Source organism: Xenorhabdus lircayensis (assembly GCF_016306625.1).
Lineage (GTDB): Bacteria > Pseudomonadota > Gammaproteobacteria > Enterobacterales > Enterobacteriaceae > Xenorhabdus > Xenorhabdus lircayensis.
In genome coordinates, this window is record NZ_JACOII010000022.1 from 110,947 (window position 1) to 133,818 (window position 22,872).

At 44.8% G+C, this 22,872-nt stretch carries 14 protein-coding genes; 5 read left to right on the plus strand and 9 right to left on the minus strand.

Annotated elements, in window-relative coordinates; genetic code table 11:
* Nucleotides 1-49: 49 nt before the first annotated feature.
* Entirely contained in the window at nucleotides 50-973 is a 924-nt protein-coding gene (locus H8A87_RS04880; RefSeq protein WP_198688871.1) for a PfkB family carbohydrate kinase, read from the minus strand.
* The gene (locus H8A87_RS04885) at nucleotides 970-2,370 is read right to left on the minus strand and encodes a purine-cytosine permease family protein (RefSeq protein ID WP_198688872.1); all 1,401 of its coding nucleotides are present in this window, start codon (nucleotides 2,368-2,370) and stop codon (nucleotides 970-972) included. The genes H8A87_RS04880 and H8A87_RS04885 overlap by 4 nt, the downstream gene beginning before the upstream one ends.
* Before the next feature lie 619 nt (nucleotides 2,371-2,989).
* Between H8A87_RS04885 and H8A87_RS04890 the strand changes: the two genes are divergently transcribed.
* Nucleotides 2,990-3,763, plus strand: coding sequence for a GntR family transcriptional regulator (locus tag H8A87_RS04890; RefSeq protein WP_198688873.1), 774 nt, complete (start codon nucleotides 2,990-2,992; stop codon nucleotides 3,761-3,763).
* Nucleotides 3,764-3,875: 112 nt separating this feature from the next.
* Here the strand turns inward: H8A87_RS04890 and H8A87_RS04895 are convergent, their stop codons facing one another.
* From H8A87_RS04895 to fdhE, 4 genes are all read right to left on the minus strand, one after another.
* Entirely contained in the window at nucleotides 3,876-5,525 is a 1,650-nt protein-coding gene (locus tag H8A87_RS04895) for an LTA synthase family protein (RefSeq protein WP_198688874.1), read from the minus strand.
* A 156-nt stretch (nucleotides 5,526-5,681) separates the two neighbouring features.
* Nucleotides 5,682-7,571 (minus strand): selenocysteine-specific translation elongation factor, encoded by a 1,890-nt coding sequence (selB, locus tag H8A87_RS04900; protein ID WP_198688950.1) that lies wholly within the window; start codon nucleotides 7,569-7,571, stop codon nucleotides 5,682-5,684.
* Between the two features lie 82 nt (nucleotides 7,572-7,653).
* Nucleotides 7,654-9,060: an L-seryl-tRNA(Sec) selenium transferase gene (gene selA, locus H8A87_RS04905; protein ID WP_198688875.1), complete on the minus strand. Its 1,407-nt coding sequence runs from the start codon at nucleotides 9,058-9,060 to the stop codon at nucleotides 7,654-7,656.
* An 18-nt stretch (nucleotides 9,061-9,078) separates the two neighbouring features.
* Nucleotides 9,079-10,011 (minus strand): formate dehydrogenase accessory protein FdhE, encoded by a 933-nt coding sequence (gene fdhE, locus H8A87_RS04910; RefSeq protein WP_198688876.1) that lies wholly within the window; start codon nucleotides 10,009-10,011, stop codon nucleotides 9,079-9,081.
* Nucleotides 10,012-10,227: 216 nt separating this feature from the next.
* Here fdhE and H8A87_RS04915 point away from each other — a divergent pair, with 216 nt between their 5' ends.
* Nucleotides 10,228-12,303, plus strand: coding sequence for a plasmid pRiA4b ORF-3 family protein (locus tag H8A87_RS04915; RefSeq protein WP_232370079.1), 2,076 nt, complete (start codon nucleotides 10,228-10,230; stop codon nucleotides 12,301-12,303).
* Nucleotides 12,304-12,581: 278 nt separating this feature from the next.
* Here H8A87_RS04915 and fdoI read toward each other — a convergent pair whose 3' ends face one another.
* From fdoI to fdnG, 3 genes are read right to left on the minus strand one after another with little or no spacing between them, the layout of a single operon-like run.
* The gene (gene fdoI, locus H8A87_RS04920) at nucleotides 12,582-13,223 is read right to left on the minus strand and encodes a formate dehydrogenase cytochrome b556 subunit (RefSeq protein ID WP_198688877.1); all 642 of its coding nucleotides are present in this window, start codon (nucleotides 13,221-13,223) and stop codon (nucleotides 12,582-12,584) included.
* Nucleotides 13,220-14,146 (minus strand): formate dehydrogenase subunit beta, encoded by a 927-nt coding sequence (fdxH, locus tag H8A87_RS04925; protein ID WP_198688878.1) that lies wholly within the window; start codon nucleotides 14,144-14,146, stop codon nucleotides 13,220-13,222. The genes fdoI and fdxH overlap by 4 nt, the downstream gene beginning before the upstream one ends.
* Before the next feature lie 12 nt (nucleotides 14,147-14,158).
* A complete protein-coding gene (gene fdnG, locus H8A87_RS04930) occupies nucleotides 14,159-17,206 on the minus strand; it encodes a formate dehydrogenase-N subunit alpha (protein ID WP_198688879.1) in 3,048 nt (1,015 codons plus the stop codon).
* A 223-nt stretch (nucleotides 17,207-17,429) separates the two neighbouring features.
* Here fdnG and fdhD point away from each other — a divergent pair, with 223 nt between their 5' ends.
* The 3 genes from fdhD to H8A87_RS04945 all read left to right on the plus strand — a co-directional run bounded on the left by fdhD (nucleotide 17,430) and on the right by H8A87_RS04945 (nucleotide 22,832).
* Entirely contained in the window at nucleotides 17,430-18,275 is an 846-nt protein-coding gene (gene fdhD / locus H8A87_RS04935) for a formate dehydrogenase accessory sulfurtransferase FdhD (RefSeq protein WP_198688880.1), read from the plus strand.
* A 566-nt stretch (nucleotides 18,276-18,841) separates the two neighbouring features.
* The gene (locus H8A87_RS04940; RefSeq protein WP_198688881.1) at nucleotides 18,842-21,664 is read left to right on the plus strand and encodes an aldehyde dehydrogenase family protein; all 2,823 of its coding nucleotides are present in this window, start codon (nucleotides 18,842-18,844) and stop codon (nucleotides 21,662-21,664) included.
* 10 nt (nucleotides 21,665-21,674) lie between these two features.
* Nucleotides 21,675-22,832, plus strand: a complete 1,158-nt coding sequence (locus H8A87_RS04945) for an MFS transporter (RefSeq protein WP_198688882.1) — start codon at nucleotides 21,675-21,677, stop codon at nucleotides 22,830-22,832.
* Nucleotides 22,833-22,872: the final 40 nt, after the last annotated feature.

Consider the following 22,872-nt stretch of genomic DNA (forward strand, 5'->3'; position numbering starts at 1 on the left):
TACGCAATATCAGTTGAGTAGGTTTTTTATTTGTCAATTTTTAGATGATTTAGTCAAAGATAAAATTTGCCAGTTCATCCTTGGTCGGCGCACCGTTGGCACCAGGGCGACTGACAACTACGGCCGCAACGCGATTACCCAAATCGACAGCATCCCGTAACGACATACCGTGAGATAATCCCGCCAGCATTCCGCCACAATGTGCATCGCCGGTGCCAATCCTATCCTCAACCTTAACCTTATAAGCAGGTACATATTCAGGCTTTTGATTTGGCTGACATATCCATGCTCCCTCTGCGCCTACACGAGCAATAATCGTGAAGCCATGCTCATTGGCATAGAGGCTTGCCTGTGTCATTGAATCGCCAACACCACACAGTAAGGCTATCTCATCTTTGTTTAAGCTGAGTATCGTTCTGTCCGCAGGCAGTGCTTGAATAAATTCAGGATCTATATCAACCAGACGAGGGCCAAAATCTAATACCAAGGTTAACCCGGTAGGGGAGGCCAGCAACCATTCGCGCAAATCGCCAGCTTTTGAGTTCGCCAATTCATAGCCGCTGGAATAGAGATATCCCTGTTCTGGGCATGGGATAGTTGCCAGTACATCCGTACTCCAAGCATCGTCACAACCGGGGATGGAAACATAAATGCGTTTTCCATCAGGCTTCATCATGGCAAAACACCAGCTATTGTCTTTTGTCGGATGACGCAATGTCACCCTTAACCCTAGGTTTTCCATTTCTGTTGCAACACATTCTCCCCAAGTACCATTACCAACAAATATGCCATTGATAATCGGGGCTTGAAGACGGCTCAGTGCACGCGCAACATTGAAAGCACAGCCACCGACTTGCCGATCAATTTCCTCAGCTTCCCAATATTCACCATCATGAGGTAATTCGGGCAACCTGAGAACAATATCTCCTGTCGCCGATCCCACAACAACTACTGGGAGTAAAGTATCCTTCATCTTTTACACCTACTCAGCATCAAATACAGACCATAACAAATAAAACTGACGAAAAATGACAGGAATAGCCCAAGACTGGAATTCGCAAAAATCCCAACTGCCCACGGGCCACTGATGAAATCATTTTGCGTCACCAGAAAACCAGCCAATGCTCCCAGTAGCCAACACAATATGGGAACCCATTTAATGCCGCCATTTGGGCCAATATAATTAAACAGCTTATCCGTACAATAACCCTGCTTACGGCGGATCACGATATAATCAAGTAAGAATACCGCCTCCCACGATGCCAAAAATACGCCGCAAAATATCAGGAATGCGACAAATGGCCCCATGAAGTCACCAGTAACAAAAAGGGTGTAGACCGCGATAGTCAGAACAATAATGGAATCAATGGTGACAGCATGGACTCGCTTAACTTTTACTCCCAATGTCAACAAGTTCAAGCTGGCAGAATAGAGGCTCATGACTGCCATTATGACTATGCCTGCGATTGCCGTCATCAAGTAAGGGATCACCATCCAGTCCGGCAAGATAGAACCAATATGGGCAATAGGGTTCTCTGATTTGGAAAGGTCAGGTAATTGAGCGGAGAGTAAGATCCCCGCAAACAATAACAATACCAAAGGGATCATTCCGCCCGCAGTGACTGCCGTGAAAATTTTTGCTTTAGAAGAATTTTCGTTCTGAAAACGGCTATAATCAGCGCTCGTGGCCGCCCACGCAATGCCACTCCCAGCAGCAACCACCGAGACGGCTGGCAGGAACCCCGTTAACCAACTGCCTGATGGCATGGCCAATACCACATTCCATTTTGTCGTGAGCAGAATATAGAACACTACAACCAGTGTCATGACGCCAAAAATGCGGATAACCCATCGCTGCATGGCGATGACCATCTCTTTTCCCAGTAACGTGACACCGATTGACAGCCCCGCAAATAATACCATGCTAACCACAGTCAAAATGGTGCTTTCACTGAGTCCGCAAGCCTGAAATAACGCGGAAAGTGTCAAAGTGCCGGTGACAATATTGATGGATTCCCATCCCATGGAGATGAACCAGAAAATCACCGTCGGCGCAATATTTCCCTTGATACCAAAAATAGTGCGGGAAAGGGTGAGAGTTGTGGTTCTGCCTAATTTGCCACTGAAACTGACATAGCCAACTAGCGCAAAGCTGGAGAGACCTATCAGTGCCGCGAGCACAGATTGCAGAAAAGAGAGTTTAAAGGAAACAATGATGGCACCGTAAACAATGCCGAGAATACCAATATTGGCGGCCGACCAGACCCAAAACAAATCCAGTGGTGTACCTGTGCGTTCTGAAGAAGGAACAATATCTATACCTGTGTGTTCTACCTTCCAGAACCGATGACTATTTTGCTGTGTACCCATTATGTTTTCCATCACTGAAAAACCCTATCTGAGTTGATTTCACTAACTTATATCATTACCTCAGCAGGGAATATGAAGATACCGGATAGTGTCCTGAAAAAGGGCTCTGATCATGGCCTCAATGGTTCTCTTTCCCTAGGTTGGCGCAAAGATTCACACACATTACCGGAGTACCATAAAAAATGACGCCATGACCAGAGCACAACGTTCCGACTTGATTAGCCCATGATAAAGCTAATTAAGCCTCTGTTTTCTTCAAACACAGCATGGCGACAGGACGTTCCACCACGCCACTTTAGGGCCGATGTTATACATTGGCCCTAAGATTGAAGAACACATAACGTTTCTATACCCGCCATCTTTCGAGCTACAGCTTGATTGGATGTAACTCGAAACATATTGGGTATATATCTCCTGCAAATAGATCAGGTAGCTCCAGAAAGGGACTTTCCTAACTCCCGATTTCTTATATAAGCAAGACTTATACTTTAACTAGCCATTAAGGCCAATGAAAGTCCAATTTTGTCATTCTGTGATGCCAATCTAATTCCAATACACTCTATACCTTGCTGTGCGGGCTACTGTAAACTTATGCCATCAAATAACTGGGGTTAAAAAAATGCTGAATCACTTTGTTAACTGGGTACGCGAACAACTTGAAAAGAAAAGCAACAGCCCTCGTTATATACAACTGCAAAAGACCATTGAAATGGCGATTGAAAAGCAGTTATTGAATGTAGATGAATTTTTACCGCCGGAACGACGATTAGCTGAACGGCTCAATATATCTCGAGTAACAGTCAGTAAGGCAATGAAACTTCTGGAAGAAAAAGGGGTGATCATCCGCCAGCAAGGGATTGGTACTCAGGTTGCCAAACCGGATAGCTCTTCACTCAATCAAGCTGTTGGTTTTACCTCCCAGATCATTAAAGAGGGCGGAACGGTATCCAATTATTGGTTATCGAGAAATATCATTCCTGCGCCGGAAGAAATAGCGAAAAAATTATCGATTAACGCGGGTGAGTACATCGCAGAACTACGCCGTATTCGCCTTGCTAACGGCACTCCGGTTTCCCTTGAGAATACCTATATTCCCCAGACCTATCTGCCTCATCCTGAATTGCTGGAAGGGTCTCTGTATGCTCATTGGGAGGAGAAAAACATTCATCTCACCAACGTGAATCACAAAATCAAAGCCATTTCCTGCCATGCTGAACTTGCCGTATTGCTCAATATCGCTGAAAACTCGCCACTGCTGCAAATTCACCAAATAAGCCTGAATAGCCAAAACGATATCATTGAGTTCAGTGAAATTTTGTGTCGTGGTGATATTTATGGGCTGGATTTCAATTCTCCCCAAAATATCGACATAAATTATAAATCACAAAAATAATTAATAAATCTGACGACTAGCGACCATATCGTAGCGATATATCTCTAACCCCCCCTTCTGTCAGCGATGCTGGCTGACAGAAGGGAGATAGTGAAGAGTCGCAGTAAAAAAGTTATTCCTTACCTGCCGCATCCAATTGCTGGTAAATATAGTGCTTATAGCTCTCTACCAGTGCGTTGTCCTGACAATCATTCAAGGCACCATCACACAAATGACGCATGGCCATGTTGGCCTGATAAAACGGTGGGGCTATCAAACGGGCACGTTCCAGAACTATTCCGCCGAGGAAAGAGATATCTGTCAACTTGCCCGTTGTGATTGAAGCGCCCTGTTTCAGGTTATCTCGCAGGGTAAATTGGGTCAGATGAGCGGGATCAGGTAGCGAAGAGTTATAGTGCTCAAAATGGATACTCGGTTGATGATCACCAAAATGGAGAAAAACGGTAGGTTTATCGCGCTTGGCAACGAATTCACTGAAATCCTTGATAGCAGGATCAGAAGCCGTGATTTTTTCCATGTAATGACTGAACTTACCAACCACTGTTGGATGGTCAACTTTACCGCTCAAACCATAGTCGTCATGGTGGCTCTCTTCATAAGGGCCATGTTCATACATTGTCAGGGAGAAAACAAAAATCGGCTTGTCTGTTTCCTTAGCCAGAATGGTTTTCACGTAAGACAACATATCCTGTGTCGAAATCGTCCATAGATTTTCATTCATGCTGGCTGGATAGCCCAGATCCTGCGGCTGGATAATCCGGTCAACACCTAATGTCTTGTAAGCATGCCCCGCATGATAGGCCGATTTATTAAATGGCGTCAGTACTACAGTGTAATAACCATTGTCTTTCATCGCACGGAACAGGCTGTTTTGCAGATGATCAACGACAGAGTAAAACACCGCATTTTTGCGTGAGCCGAAATCATCCGTATTCAATCCCGTCAAAACAGAGAATTCAGATAGCCATGTTCCACCACCAAAAGTTTGTACCCTGAGCGGGCTCTGGGCGATGACATCGGCATCACGCTGGAACATATAAAGATCCGGCAACTTAACATTAGCGGGTAATGAGTAAATATGGGGATTGACGGTGGATTCTTGCAATAATACAACCACATCGGGTTTCACGTCTGGCTGCGGTTCAGGCAAAGTCACTTTTTTCGTCTGTTGCAAGAAATAGTCAGCAGATGAACCAAATTTCGGGGGCTGATATTGCGCGCCCGCGCCTGACATCACCATATTGGTCATCGTCCCCCGCCCCTTCGGCAATTCATCCTGCCATTCAATGTGGTAGGCTTTGACCGTCAGATGAATACCCCAAACACTGGCAGCCATCAAAACAATACAGGCAAGTCGCCACTTGATCCCACGTGCAGAGGATGCGGCCCTCCAACTCAGTATCATGTTGAATATCAACCAGATAATCATCGCCACGACCGCGATGCCGGCCAGCCAATAATGGAGCAGGGTTTCCTGATTTGAGGGATCCAACATGACATTCAAATCAGAAAACATCAGTTGATCTTTGTAGTAATGGACTTTTATCTGGTTGAGGAATTTGAGGATGATAAATAAGGTTCCGGTCAACACCGCCGAAAATAGCCAGCGTGTTGAAACTAAAAACACCAGACCAAAGATGACACCAAATACGCCGACAGAAATCAGTGCAGGATAAATATCACCGCCCTTTTCAAACACCAATATCAAGGAAGCAACCAACAGCAATCCAAGATAAATCCTCGAGATTATCTTTTTCTTCATACTTTATTGAATTCCACACATGAGTTCAGTTTGACACCGCAGGATGAAAATAGCATAGGTTGTCAAGTATACAGTAAAATAAAATGCAGCAAATTCGCTCAATGAAGACAGCGTGGATTCAAAGGAGTTCAACTACCATTATCCTAAAATCGGTGGCTAAAACACACCCTCATCCCGCAAAACGTGAAAATCCGCCTTCCTGCGGGTAAATCCTGTGCGATCAAAGTATTCCAGAATTTGGATCGCTAATTTCCGACCGATACCTAATTCATCACGAAAATTGACCGCCGCTATTCCGCCGTTATCCCGATAATATTTGCGGATCAAATCAGCAAATTGCTGAATGCGCTGACGATGGTAATAACGATCAGGCACAATGGCGATAATAAGCCCCAGCTGTGCTGCTGTTCGCAAAAGACGACGTACGATTTCTTCATCTTCCCCCATTTCAGTTGCTAAATCGCGTACCCACCACACTTCGGCGTTGAAATATGGTTCCGCTTTTAACCACAGGCCCGCCTGTTCTGCGGTAAACGCCAATCCATGATCTGGTAAATGCAACCCGCCATGAGTTTGTTTCAGCGTTTTCTGTTCTAGTAAGCGATTGGTCAAAGTATAAACCAACGTTTCATCCAGTGTTGGCAGCGCCATTCGTTTCAGGCGGGCTTTGCCCACCCCTAATTGATCAGGATGTTTTTCATGGTATTCCGCCAAAACCTGCAATAATTTTTGTTCTGCCAACACCGAATTATCCTGTGACAGCACCCAATCATCCGCAATAATGACCTTCATCTCTGTCAGCAGGCTGTTGAGTTGACTTTCTGTCAACTGGCGTGCCCATGCAAATTGGCTGAGTGACAACGCCCCACGTGGTAAATGCAAAGTGAGATTTTCCGCATGACTGGCTGCTCGCGCCAATTGGGATGACCAAGCAAGAAATTCAGGCTGACGTTTTCCCCTGCGCGGGGAAACTAAGTTAATGACCCGCGCCCCCGCCAGCGTTCTCTTGGCACTGATATCACGCAGTATCAGGCGATCATTTTCCACCAGCCACAAAGGGCGATCTAACACCAACTCAGCCAATATTGGTGTATCTACAAGTGAATTCAGTAATGCAATTCGTCCGGTGATATGGCTGGCGGCATGATGGATATGGAGAGATTGCCAATTTTGCAGCGGCGCATCGGTTTCAATTTCCACCAACACTTTTTCAGCCGGAAACACTGGTTTTTGAGACAACGGTTTTTGCGGTAATAGCCAATCACCACGGGAAATGTGTTCTTTGCTGATATCACCAACGATATTCAATGCGATACGCTGCCCTACCTGAGCGCGCTCGGCAGGTTGATTCTGGGCATGCAGACCACGAACTCTAACGGTTTGATCACTGCCCGTCAGCCACAAGGTATCACCAACATTGACGCTCCCCGCCAACGCCGTTCCCGTGACCACCAACCCCACGCCTTTAACGGTAAAAACGCGATCGATAGCCAAACGAAAGCGCTGATTCAATTTTTCGTGCTGCGGGTTTTGAGGAGAATTAAGGGTTTGATGGATAGACAGTAAATGCTCTCTAAGTGAAGCAATGCCATCACCCGTTGTTGTTGCCGTTACAAACACAGATGCTGATTGCCAGCCTTGTGATGACAATAATTGTGCCACCTGATGTCGGACTTCCTCGATCCGTGCTTGTCCGACTCCATCCGCTTTGGTCAACGCAACAGTGATATCAGGCCGCCCGATTAAACGTAAAATCGCCAGATGTTCCCGCGTCTGCGCCATCACACCATCATCGCAGGCCACGGCCAGCAGGATGTGATCAATCCCCCCCATCCCCGCCAACATGTTAGACAGAAATTTCTCATGTCCTGGCACATCGACAAAGCCCACCGAGGAACCATCCGATTGCGGCCAATAGGCATAACCGAGGTCGATGGTCATGCCCCGTTTTTTCTCTTCCGGTAAATGGGTCGTATCAACGCCTGTGATTGCTTGAATTAACGTGGTCTTACCGTGATCAACATGTCCCGCTGTGGCAAAAATCATGGTCATCAAGCCTATTTTTCTTGGATTTACATAATAAGTGCAACATAAAAAATGTGATTTAATTCATTTTCTATTTGTAATTTTAATGCAGCTTGCACTCATATAACAATGCCGGCAATAATGCGTTTCCATCCTCAAGGCAGCGTAAATCCAGCCATAACCGCCCATCATACAGACGTCCAATCACGGGTTTGTTCAAATTGCGCCATTGGTGAGCCAGTTTTTCCAATGTGCTGCCACGCCCATCAATGGCCGTAAAAGTCAGCGCCCAACTGGGCAAACGATCGATAGGTAAGGAGCCGCTGCCAATCTGGGAATAGCAAGGTTCGTCACGAACAATGAATTTTTCGCTGTAATATGCCCGAATTTGAGGAAGTAACTGTTGCGCCATGTCATGGATTTCATCTTGCGGACGCGTCAGCAGACGCAAAGTCGGTAATTTTTGATGGAGCTGGTCAGGATGTTGATAGAGACGTAATGTAGCTTCCAATGCAGCCAGCGTCATTTTGTCTGCCCGCAGTGCGCGTTTCAGGGGGTGGCGCTGGATAGCATCAATCCACTGCTTCTTACCAACAATAATCCCAGCTTGCGGGCCGCCCAGTAATTTATCGCCGGAGAAGGTCACCAAATCAATACCGTGGTTCAGATAATCCCGAGGCATCGGTTCCGCTGGCAAGCCATATTGCGTCATGTCTATCATGGAACCACTGCCAAGATCGATGGCGGTTGGGATTTGGGATGCCATACCTAGCTGCGCCAACTCTTTTCCCGGAACGTCAGCGGTAAAGCCTTCGATGCTGTAATTACTGGTGTGTACCTTCATCAACAAGCCAGTTTCTGGATTGATTGCCTGCTGGTAATCTTTCAGATGCGTTCGGTTAGTCGTCCCCACTTCCACCAAACGACAGCCTGCTTGCACCATAACATCAGGAACACGAAACGCACCGCCAATTTCCACCAACTCACCACGGGAAACGACCACCTCTTTTCCCTGTGCCACCGTTGCCAGCACCAGCAAAACCGCAGCGGCATTATTGTTGACGATGCAGGCATCTTCCGCGCCCGTCAGCGTACACAATAAATCAGCCAGTGCGCGATCACGATGCCCCCGACCTGCACCATCAAGGGAGTATTCCAGCGTAATCGGCGAACGCATCGCCTGTGTCACCGCATCAATCGCCGGTTCCGCCAACAATGCGCGCCCCAAATTGGTGTGTAATACCGTTCCACTCAGGTTAAATACGGGCTTCAAGGCTGAGGTTTGATCTTGTTCCAATCTTTGATGCAATGATGCTGCCCAGTTATCACGCCATTCCGGCAAAATTTGATGTTCCCGAATATGTAACCGTGCCTGTTCCTGCATTTCCCGCAACATTTCCACCACTCGCGCCTGCCCATGCAATTCAATCAGCGAGATAATTTCTGGCTCCCGAAGCACTTTGTCAATGGATGGTAACTGACGGTACAGCGAGTTTATTGCTTGTGTCATCGCTTCTCCCACCACCGTTTATTCGTTGGGAAACAGAAAAGGATTCAGGCTGCTGCGGACAAAACCCTCTTCTTCCATTTTGGCATCCAGAATCAGTGACGCCAGATCATCCGCGACCGCATCCACATTCGGATCTTTTTCCTGATAAAGAATTTTCAGATAGCTGCCACAATCACCGCAACTCTCCGCCTTGATTGCCGCTTGCTCGCTATCCAATGACCAATAATTCAGGTCGCGAGCCTGCTCACAGTTACTGCATTTGACCCGCACAACATGCCACTCGCTTTCACACAGATTACAATGCAAGTAACGCAAACCTTGGCTGGTACCGATTTGCACAACACTGGCAACAGGAATACTGCCGCAAACTGGACAAAACTGGCGGTGTTCGCCATATTCCGCCCGTGCCTTACCGGGGATCAAACTGGCCATCTGCGCCCAATAAACAGACAGTGCGGCCCAGACAAACACCGACTGATCGGCACTGACTTTGCTGAATTCGCTATTGAGCAGCGCTCCCGCCATCTCTTCCAACTCTTGTTCTGAGTTTTTTGCCAGATTTTCAAGGGCAGGTTTCACATGTTCGGGCACGATAGGCAGCAATTCCGCAATCAGGGAGTGCAGGATATTTTGCCAGTGCTGAGTGCGGGGTAAGGTTTTACAATCCAACAGGGCGAGATTTTCTTGTTGGGAATGACAGAGGATCTCATCCAATTCCACATTCAGTGGATTGTCATACAGTGCCTTTTGCTGTGCCTGTACGATTTCAGCCGCAAAATTCAGATAATTTGAAAATGGATTGCTCTCTGTTGCCAACGTTTTCAGGCGTTCGGTACGACGTTGATACAGGTTTTTCAGGTTGGCAAACAGCAATGGGGGAATAAAACCGGCCCCTCGGTCATTCATGCGCTCTTTGCCTAGCTGCTCTTTAGGAACAATGCGAATACTCATTACCTTAACCTTTCTGTTATGTTGATACGTAAATATCCAGCCATCTTACCTCGCCAAACAGCGGAATGGCATTACCGTGAATTCCAATACCTGTTTACTGACACCACATTTACAATTAAGGTTAAGCTGTTAGTGTTTATGAAAGAGGAAGGGTGAATTTAGCAGTACAATTATGGGCACTCTTCTTGGTTAGAATATCGATAATTGAAGAGATTGATGATGAAACTAACAGCTGAAAAATTATTCGCTGCAATAGAAGAATACGCCGATAAGCCTGAGAAGACTCGACGCTTAACCCAGCAGCAAATACAGTGGTTTGCCAAACCAGAAAACGCCTTTTTGATGATAACCCTCGTGTTAACTCTGCCTAAGGAGACCATGGAAGAGATAGGGGACAGCGTTAACAATTGGGTTGAAATTGCCATCGCGGAACTCGCGTTGACCGTAACCAAGTGGCCTGTAGAAACCAAACAACAATTTGAAGAGACTATTGAACAGATTCTGGTTTATGCCAGAGAAAACTTAGAACTCAATAGTGAGGGAGTATTATTATGTTTATCCGTATTGAAGAGAAATCAGTTTCACATCGAAGCTGACATTTCCCATCTGCTGGACACCCCAAAACACGCTGATAACACGAATGTAGCGAACTTTCCCCAAAAACAGCCCAAATTAAGTCAACTGCTTGATCAGTTTGAGCTTCAGTCCGGCATCGAATTCATTGAGTTTTTTGAAAGCGGTTTTTCCGTTGCTCCTCATGAAGCGTTACCCCATTTACTGTCGGAAGTGACTCATTATTCATGGGGTATCGATGCGCTGCTTCTGCTGACCCAATACTTTGAGGAGCCGATTGCACTTGCCAGTGCGCAAGTGTTAGATGAATGCCCTTCCTCAGCATGGGCAAATTTATCCCATCTACAGCTTATAAACCTGTGTGCCCGATTCAACCGCCATCACTCTGTTAAGACCTATATGAAGAGATGGAAAAAACGCGCGATGGCACACAATAAGGCTCGGGCGACAGCAGAAATACATGAATTATACGCCACCCATGTTGATGGCAATGATTGCGCCAGTATGATGATAAAAGCCACACTGGATGGCCGGGAATCCCAGCTGAATATGATGTTGGATTTTAAATCTGGTATCCGGGAGACTTTACTGAATCTTGATCCTGACCAATCAATCACCGAGCTGATTGCGCAATTAGACGCTGATGTTGACTTTACGCCGGTCTCTTCAGACTGGCTGCAACAAATCTTACCGTGGATACTTTCGGTTCAGCTAAATAAAAACACACCACTCGATCTCTATTCACTTTATTGGTTGTCACAACTGCCTTTCGAATGGACACAACCAGAAGCGTTTGAAATTGAGCATTGGAACCAAAAGCTCGGCTATCAGGTAGATCTACAACGACAAGAACTGAATCGCCTCAGCCTCGCGATGAATTATTCACCATTAATAATGAGTTGGCTGGCACCAGAAGAATGCTTATTGAAAGCGAAAAAGCCCAGAGACTTATTGAAGCTCTATTACTATGCAAACCGCGACCTGTTTGCTGAACGCCTGACTTATTCAGCCGCAGTCGAGCGATATAAACTGCCACCACGAGCACGACATCTGACAAATGAGTATTTAGATTGGGCTCATACACTCAGCGACCCCGCGTTAAATCGCAAGAAATTTGCTTTATTTGACACCTTGGCGGAGCTCAGTTTCCAATATTTCTCCGTGGCTATGAACTCCCTCACGGCTGAGATACCACCGCAAGGATTGGTTATCAAAGTGAGCTTACCAGAGGCGAGTCCTGCCGTGTGGCGTCGGATTCGTGTGAGTAACCAACTGACATTGAATGAATTTCATGACGTGATACAAAATGCTATGGGCTGGGAAAATGCCCACCTGTTCAGTTTTGACATTGCGGGAGCAGAAATCCCAGAAGAACATTATGACCAAGTGCGTATCGGTGTATTTCTGCGTGATACCGGGAATGAACTCAACTACCAGTATGACTTTGGTGATGATTGGTTCCATCTAGTGACAGTAGAGAAGGTCCTTGAAAAAGATATGACTCAGCCTGACGTCACCGCAGGTAATGGCGTATGCCCGGCTGAAGATTCTGGCGGCATTTGGAACTGGAATCATTTACTCAAGTTGAGAAAAAAGAAAATGCTGACGGAAGATGAAGCAGAGCAATTGGAGTGGGCGGGGCTATCCCCGAGTGAACCGCTCGAGCCTTTTGATAAACAACAGGCTAATGATAGGCTCAAAGCACTATTTAATCACTAACACCTTACAAAACCGGAGGAAGAACAACAACCTCCGGTTTCCTTAGCCTCCCGGTACAGTTTCAATTCATTGCTGACAATTACGATATCCGCTTTCAAAGCCAGTCAGAGAAGGGTTATTTGTGCTACGGATCAGGCAAAGATATGGCGAGAACATTGCATGTTTTCCAGCATAACCGAGAAATTTTCTTATTAATCAGAGAGGTGAAGTTCGCGTTACTACGATTAGAGGAAATGACTAAAGAAAAAGCAGGGCATATCAAATACCCTGCCCCAAACTCACTCTTTCTCTTTTTGCTGCTCTTGTTTCACGATTTCACGATACCAGCGTGGGTGATGTTTTTTCGCCCAACCGCGTGTAACCCAACCTTCTACCATCGCCCGAGCAGATCCCTTCACCCAAAACGCCGCGTAAGCATGGACGATAATGGTCAGGATCAGGCTAATCGCCGCCAGTGAGTGAACCAGCAAGGCAATTCGGATCAATGGGATAGGGAAATACTCCGCAAAGTAAGGACGCCAGATAATGATGCCACTGACCAACAGCAGGAACAGGCAGGCACTCACTGACCAGTAAATGCCTTTCTGACCGAGATTGTACTGGCCGATATCCCCCGCTTCCTCATTACGCAGCACCTTGTGAACATTCTTCGCCCATTCGATATCATCCCTGTCGATCATGTTATGTTTGAAATATCTGAAAAACATAAAGACAAACAGGAAAAACATCACCGAACCCGCAAACGGATGCAGTATCCGCGACAACTGCGGTGTACCGAAAATATTCATCATCCAGTTAAGGGAAGGGAAAAAAAATCCCAACCCACTGATGGCGGTAAACAGGAAGCAGATGACAACCGCCCAGTGATTGATTCGTTCAAGCGGAGAATGACGAATAATGACATCGTTACGCTTTTTCATTTTTTCGCCCCCTTATGATTTGAATTGTTCGAATCAATATCCTCAAGTGCGCTCTCTTCCTCTTCTTTGGAGACTCGGTTCGGGCCAATGCCCACGTAATGGAAAATAGAAGCTGCAAAGGTCGCGGCAAAACCTATTGCGGCCAATGGCTTCCAGATACCTTTCCAAAACGTAACAGTCGGGCTGATAGTCGGATTATCCGGCAGGCCGTGATAAAGCTGGGGCTTGTTGGCATGGTGCAGCACATACATGACATGCGTTCCGCCCACGCCTTCCGGATCGTACAGGCCAGCATTGTCATAACCACGCCCGTTAAGTTCCTCAACCCGCTCTGCCGCCAGTGCTTTCATATCCTGCTTGCTGCCGAAATGAATCGCACCAGTTGGGCAGGTTTTCACACACGCTGGCTCCTGCCCTACACCGACACGGTCAACACACAGGGTACATTTGTAAGCACGATTATCTTCTTTGTTGATGCGCGGCACATCGAATGGACAGCCTGCAATGCAATAGCCACAGCCAATGCAGTGCTCTGACTGAAAATCGACAATACCGTTGGCATACTGAATAATCGCCCCTTCCGCTGGGCAGGCTTTCAAACAGCCCGGATCGGCACAGTGCATACAGCCATCTTTACGGATCAGCCATTCCAGCTTGCCATTCTCCTCAACTTCGGAAAATCGCATCACTGTCCATGACTTCGCCGTCAGATCGGCCGGATTATCATAAACACCGACGTTGTGCCCGATTTCATCCCGAATATCGTTCCACTCGGAGCACGCGACCTGACACGCTTTACAGCCGATACAGGTCGTCACGTCGATCAGTTTTGCCACTTCTTGCTGGTACTCCCGCACACGAGGTGCGGGAGTCAGAGAGTTGGTGGCAGAGCGACGAATAATGTCTTGAGATTGCAATGACATAATTTTTCTCCCTTACACCTTTTCCACATTGACCAGAAATGCTTTGAATTCCGGTGTCTGCGTATTGGCATCACCGACAAACGGCGTCAGGATATTCGCAAGGAATCCTTTTTTCGCCGCCCCCTCAAAGCCCCAGTGAATCGGAATGCCGATGGTATCCACTTCACGCCCGTGAACATTCAAAGTACGAATACGCTTCGTCACCACCGCTTTGGCCTTGATATAGCCACGATTGGAGCTGACTTTGACGGTATCGCCCTGTTTAATGCCTTTCTTCGCTGCCAACCGTTCGCCGATTTCCACAAACTGCTCTGGCTGGGCAATCGCGTTGAGCAACGCATGTTTTGTCCAGAAATGGAAGTGTTCGGTCAGGCGGTAGGTGGTGCCCACGTAAGGGAATTTATCGGCCTTACCCATCGCTTCAAAATCGCTCTTGAATACACGGGCCGCCGGATTGGAAACCACATTCGGATGCAGCGGATTAGTTCCCAACGGCGTTTCAAACGGCTCGTAATGCTCAGGGAATGGCCCTTCTGCCATTTTGTCGATGGCAAACAGACGCCCCATGCCTTCTGGCTGCATGATAAATGGCCCGACATCGGTTCCCGGTGCCGCATTGCTGTAGTCTGGAATATCCACACCGTCCCATTTATCGCCATTCCACGCGATCAGCTGGCGTTTAGGATCCCACGGATTGCCCTGTGGATCGGCAGACGCCCGGTTATACAAAATGCGGCGGTTCAGTGGCCACGCCCATGCCCAACCCAATGTATTGCCGATACCGGAGGGATCCGCGTTGTCACGGAGCGCCATCTGGTTGCCTTCCGGCGTCCAGCTTCCGGCGAAAATCCAGCAACCACTGGTGGTTGTACCGTCATCACGTAATTGCGCGAAAGATGATAATTGCTGACCTTTTTTCACCAGCACATGACCATTGGCGTCCAACAAATCAGCCAGAGCGCGACCATTATTTTCCTGCGCCACTTCTTCTGGTGTTGGGTTATCAGGGTCGAGGTAGCCCCATGCCATACTCAAAACTTGTTCTGGTGCCGCACCGCCTTCTTCGCGATACAGATCACGCAGACGCTTGAAGATACCCGACAGGATTTCTCCATCCCCAATCGCTTCCCCTGGCGCATCCGCCCCTTTCCAGTGCCATTGCAGCCAACGGGCGGAGTTGACTATCGAACCATTCTCTTCCGCAAAACAGCAGCAGGGCAGACGGAACACTTCAGTCTGAATGGAGGCAGGATCAACGTCGTTGAACTCGCCATGATTTTGCCAGAATGAAGCCGTTTCGGTACTGAGAGGATCGACGATGACCAAGAACTTCAGTTTCGACAAAGCGGCGACGATTTTGTTCTTGTTCGGGAATGAAGCCATCGGGTTAAAGCCCTGACAGATATAACCGTTGACTTCCCCTTTCGACATCATTTCGAAATATTGCAGGACGTCGTAAGGCTTATCCCACTTCGGTAGTAAATCAAAGCCCCAGTCATTCTCTTTGCGGGCATTATCACCATAGAAACTCTTCATCAGGCTGACAAAGAATTTCGGATAATTACCCCAATAGTTGACCTGCCCCGGCACTGTGGCTTTGGGCGTATTGGCCTGCAAATAGGTTTGCAGATCGGTCTGTTTCTCCGATGGCAGGGAGAGATAACCCGGCAAGCTCTGCGATAGCAGCCCCAAATCCGTCAGACCTTGAATATTGGAGTGACCCCGCAGCGCATTAATCCCGCCGCCCGCCATGCCCATATTGCCGAGCAGCAATTGGATCATCGCCATAGTACGGATGTTTTGTGCGCCAGTAGAGTGCTGCGTCCAACCGAGTGCATACAGGAACGAAGTGGTTTTGTCTTTCACGCTGGTTTCGGCCAGATATTCACACACCTTAAGGAAATCTTCCTTCGGCGTACCGCAGATATCGGTCACAACATCCGGCGTATAACGGCTGACGTGGGTTTTCAGCAGATTCCAGATACAACGAGGATGGGTCAGGGTTTTATCACGTTTGGCGAAACCACCTTCATCCAGCTCGTAGTTCCATGTCGTTTTGTCGTACTTGCGATTTTCCGCATCATAGCCGCTGAACAGGCCATCATCGAACGAAAAATCTTCTCGCACAATCAAACTCGCGTTGGTGTAGGCCTCGACATATTCACGGTTAATCTTTTCATTGGTCATCAGGTATAAAATCACACCTGACAGGAAGGTAATATCCGTACCAGAACGGATAGGCGTGTAGAAATCCGCCACGGAGGCCGTACGGGTAAAGCGTGGATCGATAACAATCAGTTTGGCGTTGTTGTGAATTTTGGCTTCCATCGCCCAGCGGAAACCGACAGGATGTGCCTCAGCAGCATTCCCACCCATCACGACAATCAGGTTCGCGTTCTTAATATCCACCCAGTGGTTGGTCATCGCACCGCGACCAAATGTTGGAGCAAGACTTGCTACCGTTGGTCCGTGTCAGACACGCGCCTGGTTGTCTACGGCAAGCATGCCGAGAGCGCGACTAAATTTTTGCGATAAATAACCGGTTTCGTTACTGGCAGCGGAGGCACACAACATGCCCGTTGTCAGCCAGCGGTTAACCGTAACGCCATCTTGGTTGGTTTTAATGAAATTGGCATCGCGGTCTTGTTTCATCAATTTCGCGATACGATCGAAGGCGTCATCCCAGCTTATGCGCTGCCATTGATTGGAGCCTGGGGCGCGATATTCAGGATAGTGCAGGCGATTTTTACTGTGAATAAAATCAACCAGCCCAGCCCCTTTAGGACACAGAGCACCGCGGTTTACAGGATGATCCGGGTCCCCTTCAATATGAAAAATAGTAGATTTGGCATTTTTGGCGCCATCGCCGAGGCTGTACATCAACAATCCACAGCCGACAGAGCAGTATGTGCAGGTATTTCGGGTTTCACGCGCACGCAGCAATTTGTAGTTACGTGTTTGTGCAATCGCGGCGGTTGGGGCAAACCCCAGCGCGGCTGCCGTCGTACCCGCCATACCGCCAGCGCAGATCTTAAAGAACTGCCTTCTGCTGACTTGCATGGGGATCTCCTCACTCACATTGCTCATTAACACACCGTCTAACAGGAATCCCGCAGGTGCGTTCGCTTTTTATCAAGACATCATGTGGTAATAACTTGATGAATGTTTTTTTGATTTTGGGCACTGTCTGTTATAAACATTGTCCATTGTATGGTTGGGGGGTTTCTTACCTTATATATCCACACAAATAGTATTATGAATCAATCTATCGGGGAATTCACTAATGGATGATGCAAGGTCAGAAAATGTGTTAACCATGGAAGGAATCTGCGGCGCCTTTCGCATCAATGTGCAACAAAAAAATGCGAAACAAAGCAACCAATTGAGCAGCCCAAAGCTGGATTGGGTAGCAGAGGAAGTGCCTATCGCATTAGTCTATAACGGCATATCCCATGTCGTGATGATGGCCAGCCCGAAGGATCTTGACCATTTTGCCATCGGTTTTTCATTGTCAGAAGGGATAATCACTTCTCCGCAGGAAATTCGTGGTATTGATTCGATAGTGAGTTGTCACGGTGGCATTGAGCTGCACATTGAACTATCGGGCCGCCGTTTTGCGGAATTGAAAGAGCGCCGACGCAGTATGGCGGGAAGAACAGGCTGCGGCATCTGCGGCACCGAGCAACTGACAGAAATCTTTCGCCCAATTGCGCCCCTGCTTTTCACCCAGACGTTTTCACTTTCTTGCCTTGATGCAGCACTTGCCGAATTACCGCGTGTTCAGGAAATCGGTGCACTCACTGGCTGTACCCATGCGGCGGGTTGGATTGACCCTGAAGGAAAATTGCTTGGCGGTTGTGAAGATGTTGGTCGCCATGTAGCGCTGGATAAATTGCTGGGAATGCGGTCAAAAACGGGCTGGCAACAAGGCGCTATATTAGTTTCCAGCCGTGCCAGTTATGAAATGGTGCAAAAATCGGCCCATTGTGGGGTGGAAATTTTGTTTGCCGTTTCTGCCGCAACCTCGCTCGCCATCGAAGTCGCGCAGAAATGTGACCTGACATTGATCGGATTTAGCAAACCGGGACGGGCGACGGTGTATACCCATCCGCAGCGAATCGTGGATTAATGATCTCAGCTTTGTTGAGCGCAACTTAAAATTCATTGAATATAATGCATATATCCTTATATCAAGCATAAAAAAAATTTCACTTAATAAGTAAATTTTAAATTAATGGACACTCATAAAAATTCATAGATAATCATAATGACAAATTATATTACAACTCTATCAAATTATATTTAAGTTAACTCTTCAATACACACCACTTTATATAACCAAAAATTCAACAAGAGAAAAAATACATATAAAATTAGATTATTTTGCATTCAAAATAAAATAAAGAATTTCATAGAGTAATAAACAATATACTAATTAATAAAAACTACCAAATGGAAAAATGGAAGGAGATAGACAATCACAAATATAGACTACCACGGATAACAACAAAAATAAATCAAAAACCACCTCCATTGACTCGAAAAAACAATAAGTGTACGGTAATTGAACCCTCCACTAAAAACCTTACATAAAACCATAAAATAATTAAACAGAGAGAAAAACAAAACTCTAAATTATATTTTTTGTTTTAATCGATTATAAAAAATATAATGAAATATAGGAGATAATTATTCATGAAGTGGTATACTAAAGAAGCATTAGATATAAACAGCTCCATACCCGATGGAGAGCAAATTAACATTGGTGCTGGATTTGGGCCAACAGGGATACCTCACATAGGAACACTTTGTGAAATCATTCGAACTAATCTAGTTAAAAAAGAACTAACCAGACTAGGCAGAAAAGTAAACTTTTATCTAATTTCAGACGATTTAGACCCCTTCAGAAAGATTCCATCCAATATCCCCAATCCAGAAAGATTAAACAAGTACTTAGGCTTACCTGTAAATCAAGTTCCAGACCCTTTTGGAATCTACCCTTCATTTTCAGAGATGGCTGAAAACCGATTACTGGAGCTAGCTAAAGAGTACGATATAACGTGTACTCTAGTAAGGAATTCCCTCGCCTATAAAAATGGGGACTATAATGACTCCATTAAGCTATTCCTACAAAACTTCTCTAGCATAAACAAAATATGTAAAGACTCCACAGGTCTTTTAAGGCAAAGAACCTATAATATCATAATGCCTATATCTGAAATAACGGAAAAAGTACTTGAGCATATTATTATAACAGACATAAATTCTGAAAATGGCGAAATAACTTATTATATCCCCTCAGATGAAATAGTGAATAAGCCGGGTCATGAATATGGTGTAGAACTGAGAGAACTTTATCAGGGCGAAATACTGGATCAAGAACAAACCATTTCAGTACTTAACGGAAAAGCTAAACTTCAGTGGAAAGCTGACTGGAGTATGCGCTTGCTATATAGAAATATTCACTTTGAAATGCACGGTGAAGATTTGATAGTTTCAGCCTCTGTTGCCCGACAGATTTCCGTCGCATTACAGAAACCGATTCCACACCTTTATAAATATGGACTTTTTCTTGATGCATCAGGAAAAAAAATATCTAAATCAAAAGGTAATGGATTTTCTCTGGATGATGCCAAAAATCTTCTCACAAAAGAAGCAATCCAAATTCACTTATCAAAAGATCCCCAAAAATCCACTAAGTTCTATATAGAACAATCCCCCAGATTGAACGATCAAATCAACATTTCCAATAGAAATAAAAAAAGACTATCTTTTATCAAAATATCCAGAATATTGAAAGCTTCAAAACCTACCAGTATTTCTTCCGCAAAAAAATTCCTTGACTTATATAAGAGGGACGGAGAGGTTATATCGTTAAGTGAACTTAATATTAGCTATAATTATTATTTAAAAACTAATAAACACAATAATAAAGGAATAACAACAAGTAAAGAATCGAGTTACTTCTCATTTATCGCCAGCGCCATAAAGCAAAAAGAAAACTTATCCAAAGAATACATTTTAAAAGTCATATTTGACACTTTCCAAGAAAGTTTCCCTGAAAAAAACAAATCACAAATATGGGTTTTACTTTACAGAGGATTATTTGGTGACGTCTGTGGCCCAAGAATAAAAACATGGATAGAAATAAATGAAACAAAAAATATAATTGAATATTTTGAAAACCCGTACAAAGTAAAAACAGAAGATAAAAATCCAAATGAAGAGATAAAAAAAACAGAACCGTCCACAGTACCCAATAAAACCGAGGATAATAAAATACATATGACAAAGTTATTTGGAAAAATTGATTTTAATCAAATAAAAAACAAATGTGACGCTCTAACTTTTGAGTTAAAAAAACATTGCGATTCTCTGATTGATGCATTATCAGAATATCAATGTAAGATAGTCACTGAGGATGAAATTAACCGTTCAATTGATTTACTTAACAACATTGAAAAAAACAAAGAATATTTTAAACAAAATATTTATGGTGTAACTTCGTTCCTACCGCTTAACCAACCCATATATGCATCTGTATGTTTTGGCTTCATTCCTTCTCTCATGGCAAAAAATGTTTGTATCCGCCCACCGACAGCAATGCATCCTCATTATAAAAAATTTGAGAACGTGATTGATCTATCAAAAATATCTAACTCACTATCTATTTCCTATGAAGATAAAGAGTTATTTTTAAGTAAAAGAGTTAAAATAACTGATGCAGTTATATTTACAGGAACACCAGAAAATGCCATTAAAGTTCGCAAACACTTTAGAAAAAACACGTTATTTATCTTAAACGGTGCTGGGCATAATCCACTTGTTATATCAAAGGACACAGATATAAACATGGCTATTGAAAGTGCCAAGCGGGTTGTTCTCTATAACCAGGGACAAGATTGTGCTGGCCCTAATGCGATATTAGTACACAATGATATATATGATGTATTCAGAGATAATTTAATCTCCAGCTTAAAAAAAATTGAAGATAGAGTAGGCGATTATGCTGACTACTATAATATAGTGGGCCCTAATAGCGATATAGATCATAGTATAAAAATAGCATCAATATTTAAAATAAACCGGGATTATTGTACTTATGGCGGAGAAATAAACCCCATAAACGGTATGATAAAACCCACAATTTTTGAAAAACCACTTTCTCTAGGTGGAAACTACAAAGAATTCTTTGCTCCTGTTTTCTTTTTGCAGAGATATCAACAAGATAAAAATTTAACTGACTATTTCTCCAATCCAAATTATCCTGCCAATGCGATGTACATTTCTTTATTTGGTACAAGCGACTATATCAATAATAAATTAAATAAAAAGTTACACTTACCGGAAAGTATACTACATAATACTGATTTACATTGGGAAGAGCATGGTTATCTTCCATATGGTGGACAAGGGCCTTCTGCATCGTGCCTTTGGTATAATGGTGATAGGATTAACGGGAGTACATTACCACAAAGGGATATATATCAATATCTAGTCGAACCACACAACAGGTAAAGAGATAAAAATGACAGCCAGCTTTAATAAATCATATATGGTGTCCATTATATTGGGAGCATCTCTCGTAGGATTAGCGATGGGATATACATTACCAATGGTCAGTTTAAAGCTGGCGGGACAAAAACAGACCTCAACACTACTGGGGATAATGTCAGCATTACCTGCAGTAGGAATGCTTATTTCTTCTATTGTGATCCCCACACTTACACGTTTATATAATTTAAATAAGTTATTAAGCTTTAGCTTACTGTTACTTACAGTCTCTACTTTATTTTCTGCTTATTTAAATAATATATATTATCTTGTTCTTCCTCGATTCCTGATGGGATTTGCCTGTGGCGTCATAGTCGTTGTTGGTGAATCCTGGGTCAGCGGCAATACCAGCGACAAACACAAAGGAACACTAATGGGGCTGTACACTTCAGCATTCACTGGGTGTCAATTGCTAGGGCCACTATTAATTTCTATATTTGGCATAATCTCACTGATTCCAGCAATATTACTGGCCGTATTTTCCCTCCTTTGCGTTGTTCTTATACTGATAAATCCTTCTGCATCAATATCACCACAACAAAGAGAAGAAGAAAAAAGCAGGTTTCCTGTCTTCCCATTAATAATGTCTGCTCCCTGCCTGATTATTGGTGTTCTTTGCTTTTCTTCTTTTGATGCAGTGGCACTCTCCATGTTTCCGCTGTATGGGCTGTCAGTGGGGATACCGGAGACAATCACTATCACTATAATAACGTTGATCTTTTTGGGTGATGCGATTTTTCAGGTTCCTATCGGGTGGTTTGCAGACAGGACGAGCCTGAAACGGATGCATATCATTTGTGGTGTGATTTTCACTCTTTCCTTATTAGCATTACCATTTACAGTAAATTCCATTTTTTTATGGGTTGATGTCATCATTATGGGGGCATTTGGCGGCGGGATTTATACCTTATCTTTAGTGAGAGCAGGAAAAAAATATTCTGGTCAGATGCTCATTGCCATCAATTCTCTATTTGGTGTCGTTTGGGGAGTTGGCAGTCTTACTGGCCCCTTAGTGACAGGTGTAGCAATGGATATTTTTAACGAAAAAGGATTTATTATCACTCTTGTTTCCGTTGGGTTATTATTTATATTTTCACACTGGTTTCCTGAAAAGCCTATATCCGATGGTTAGTTCTGTTTGGCAGTTGGATCTATCGAAACAATCAACAGCC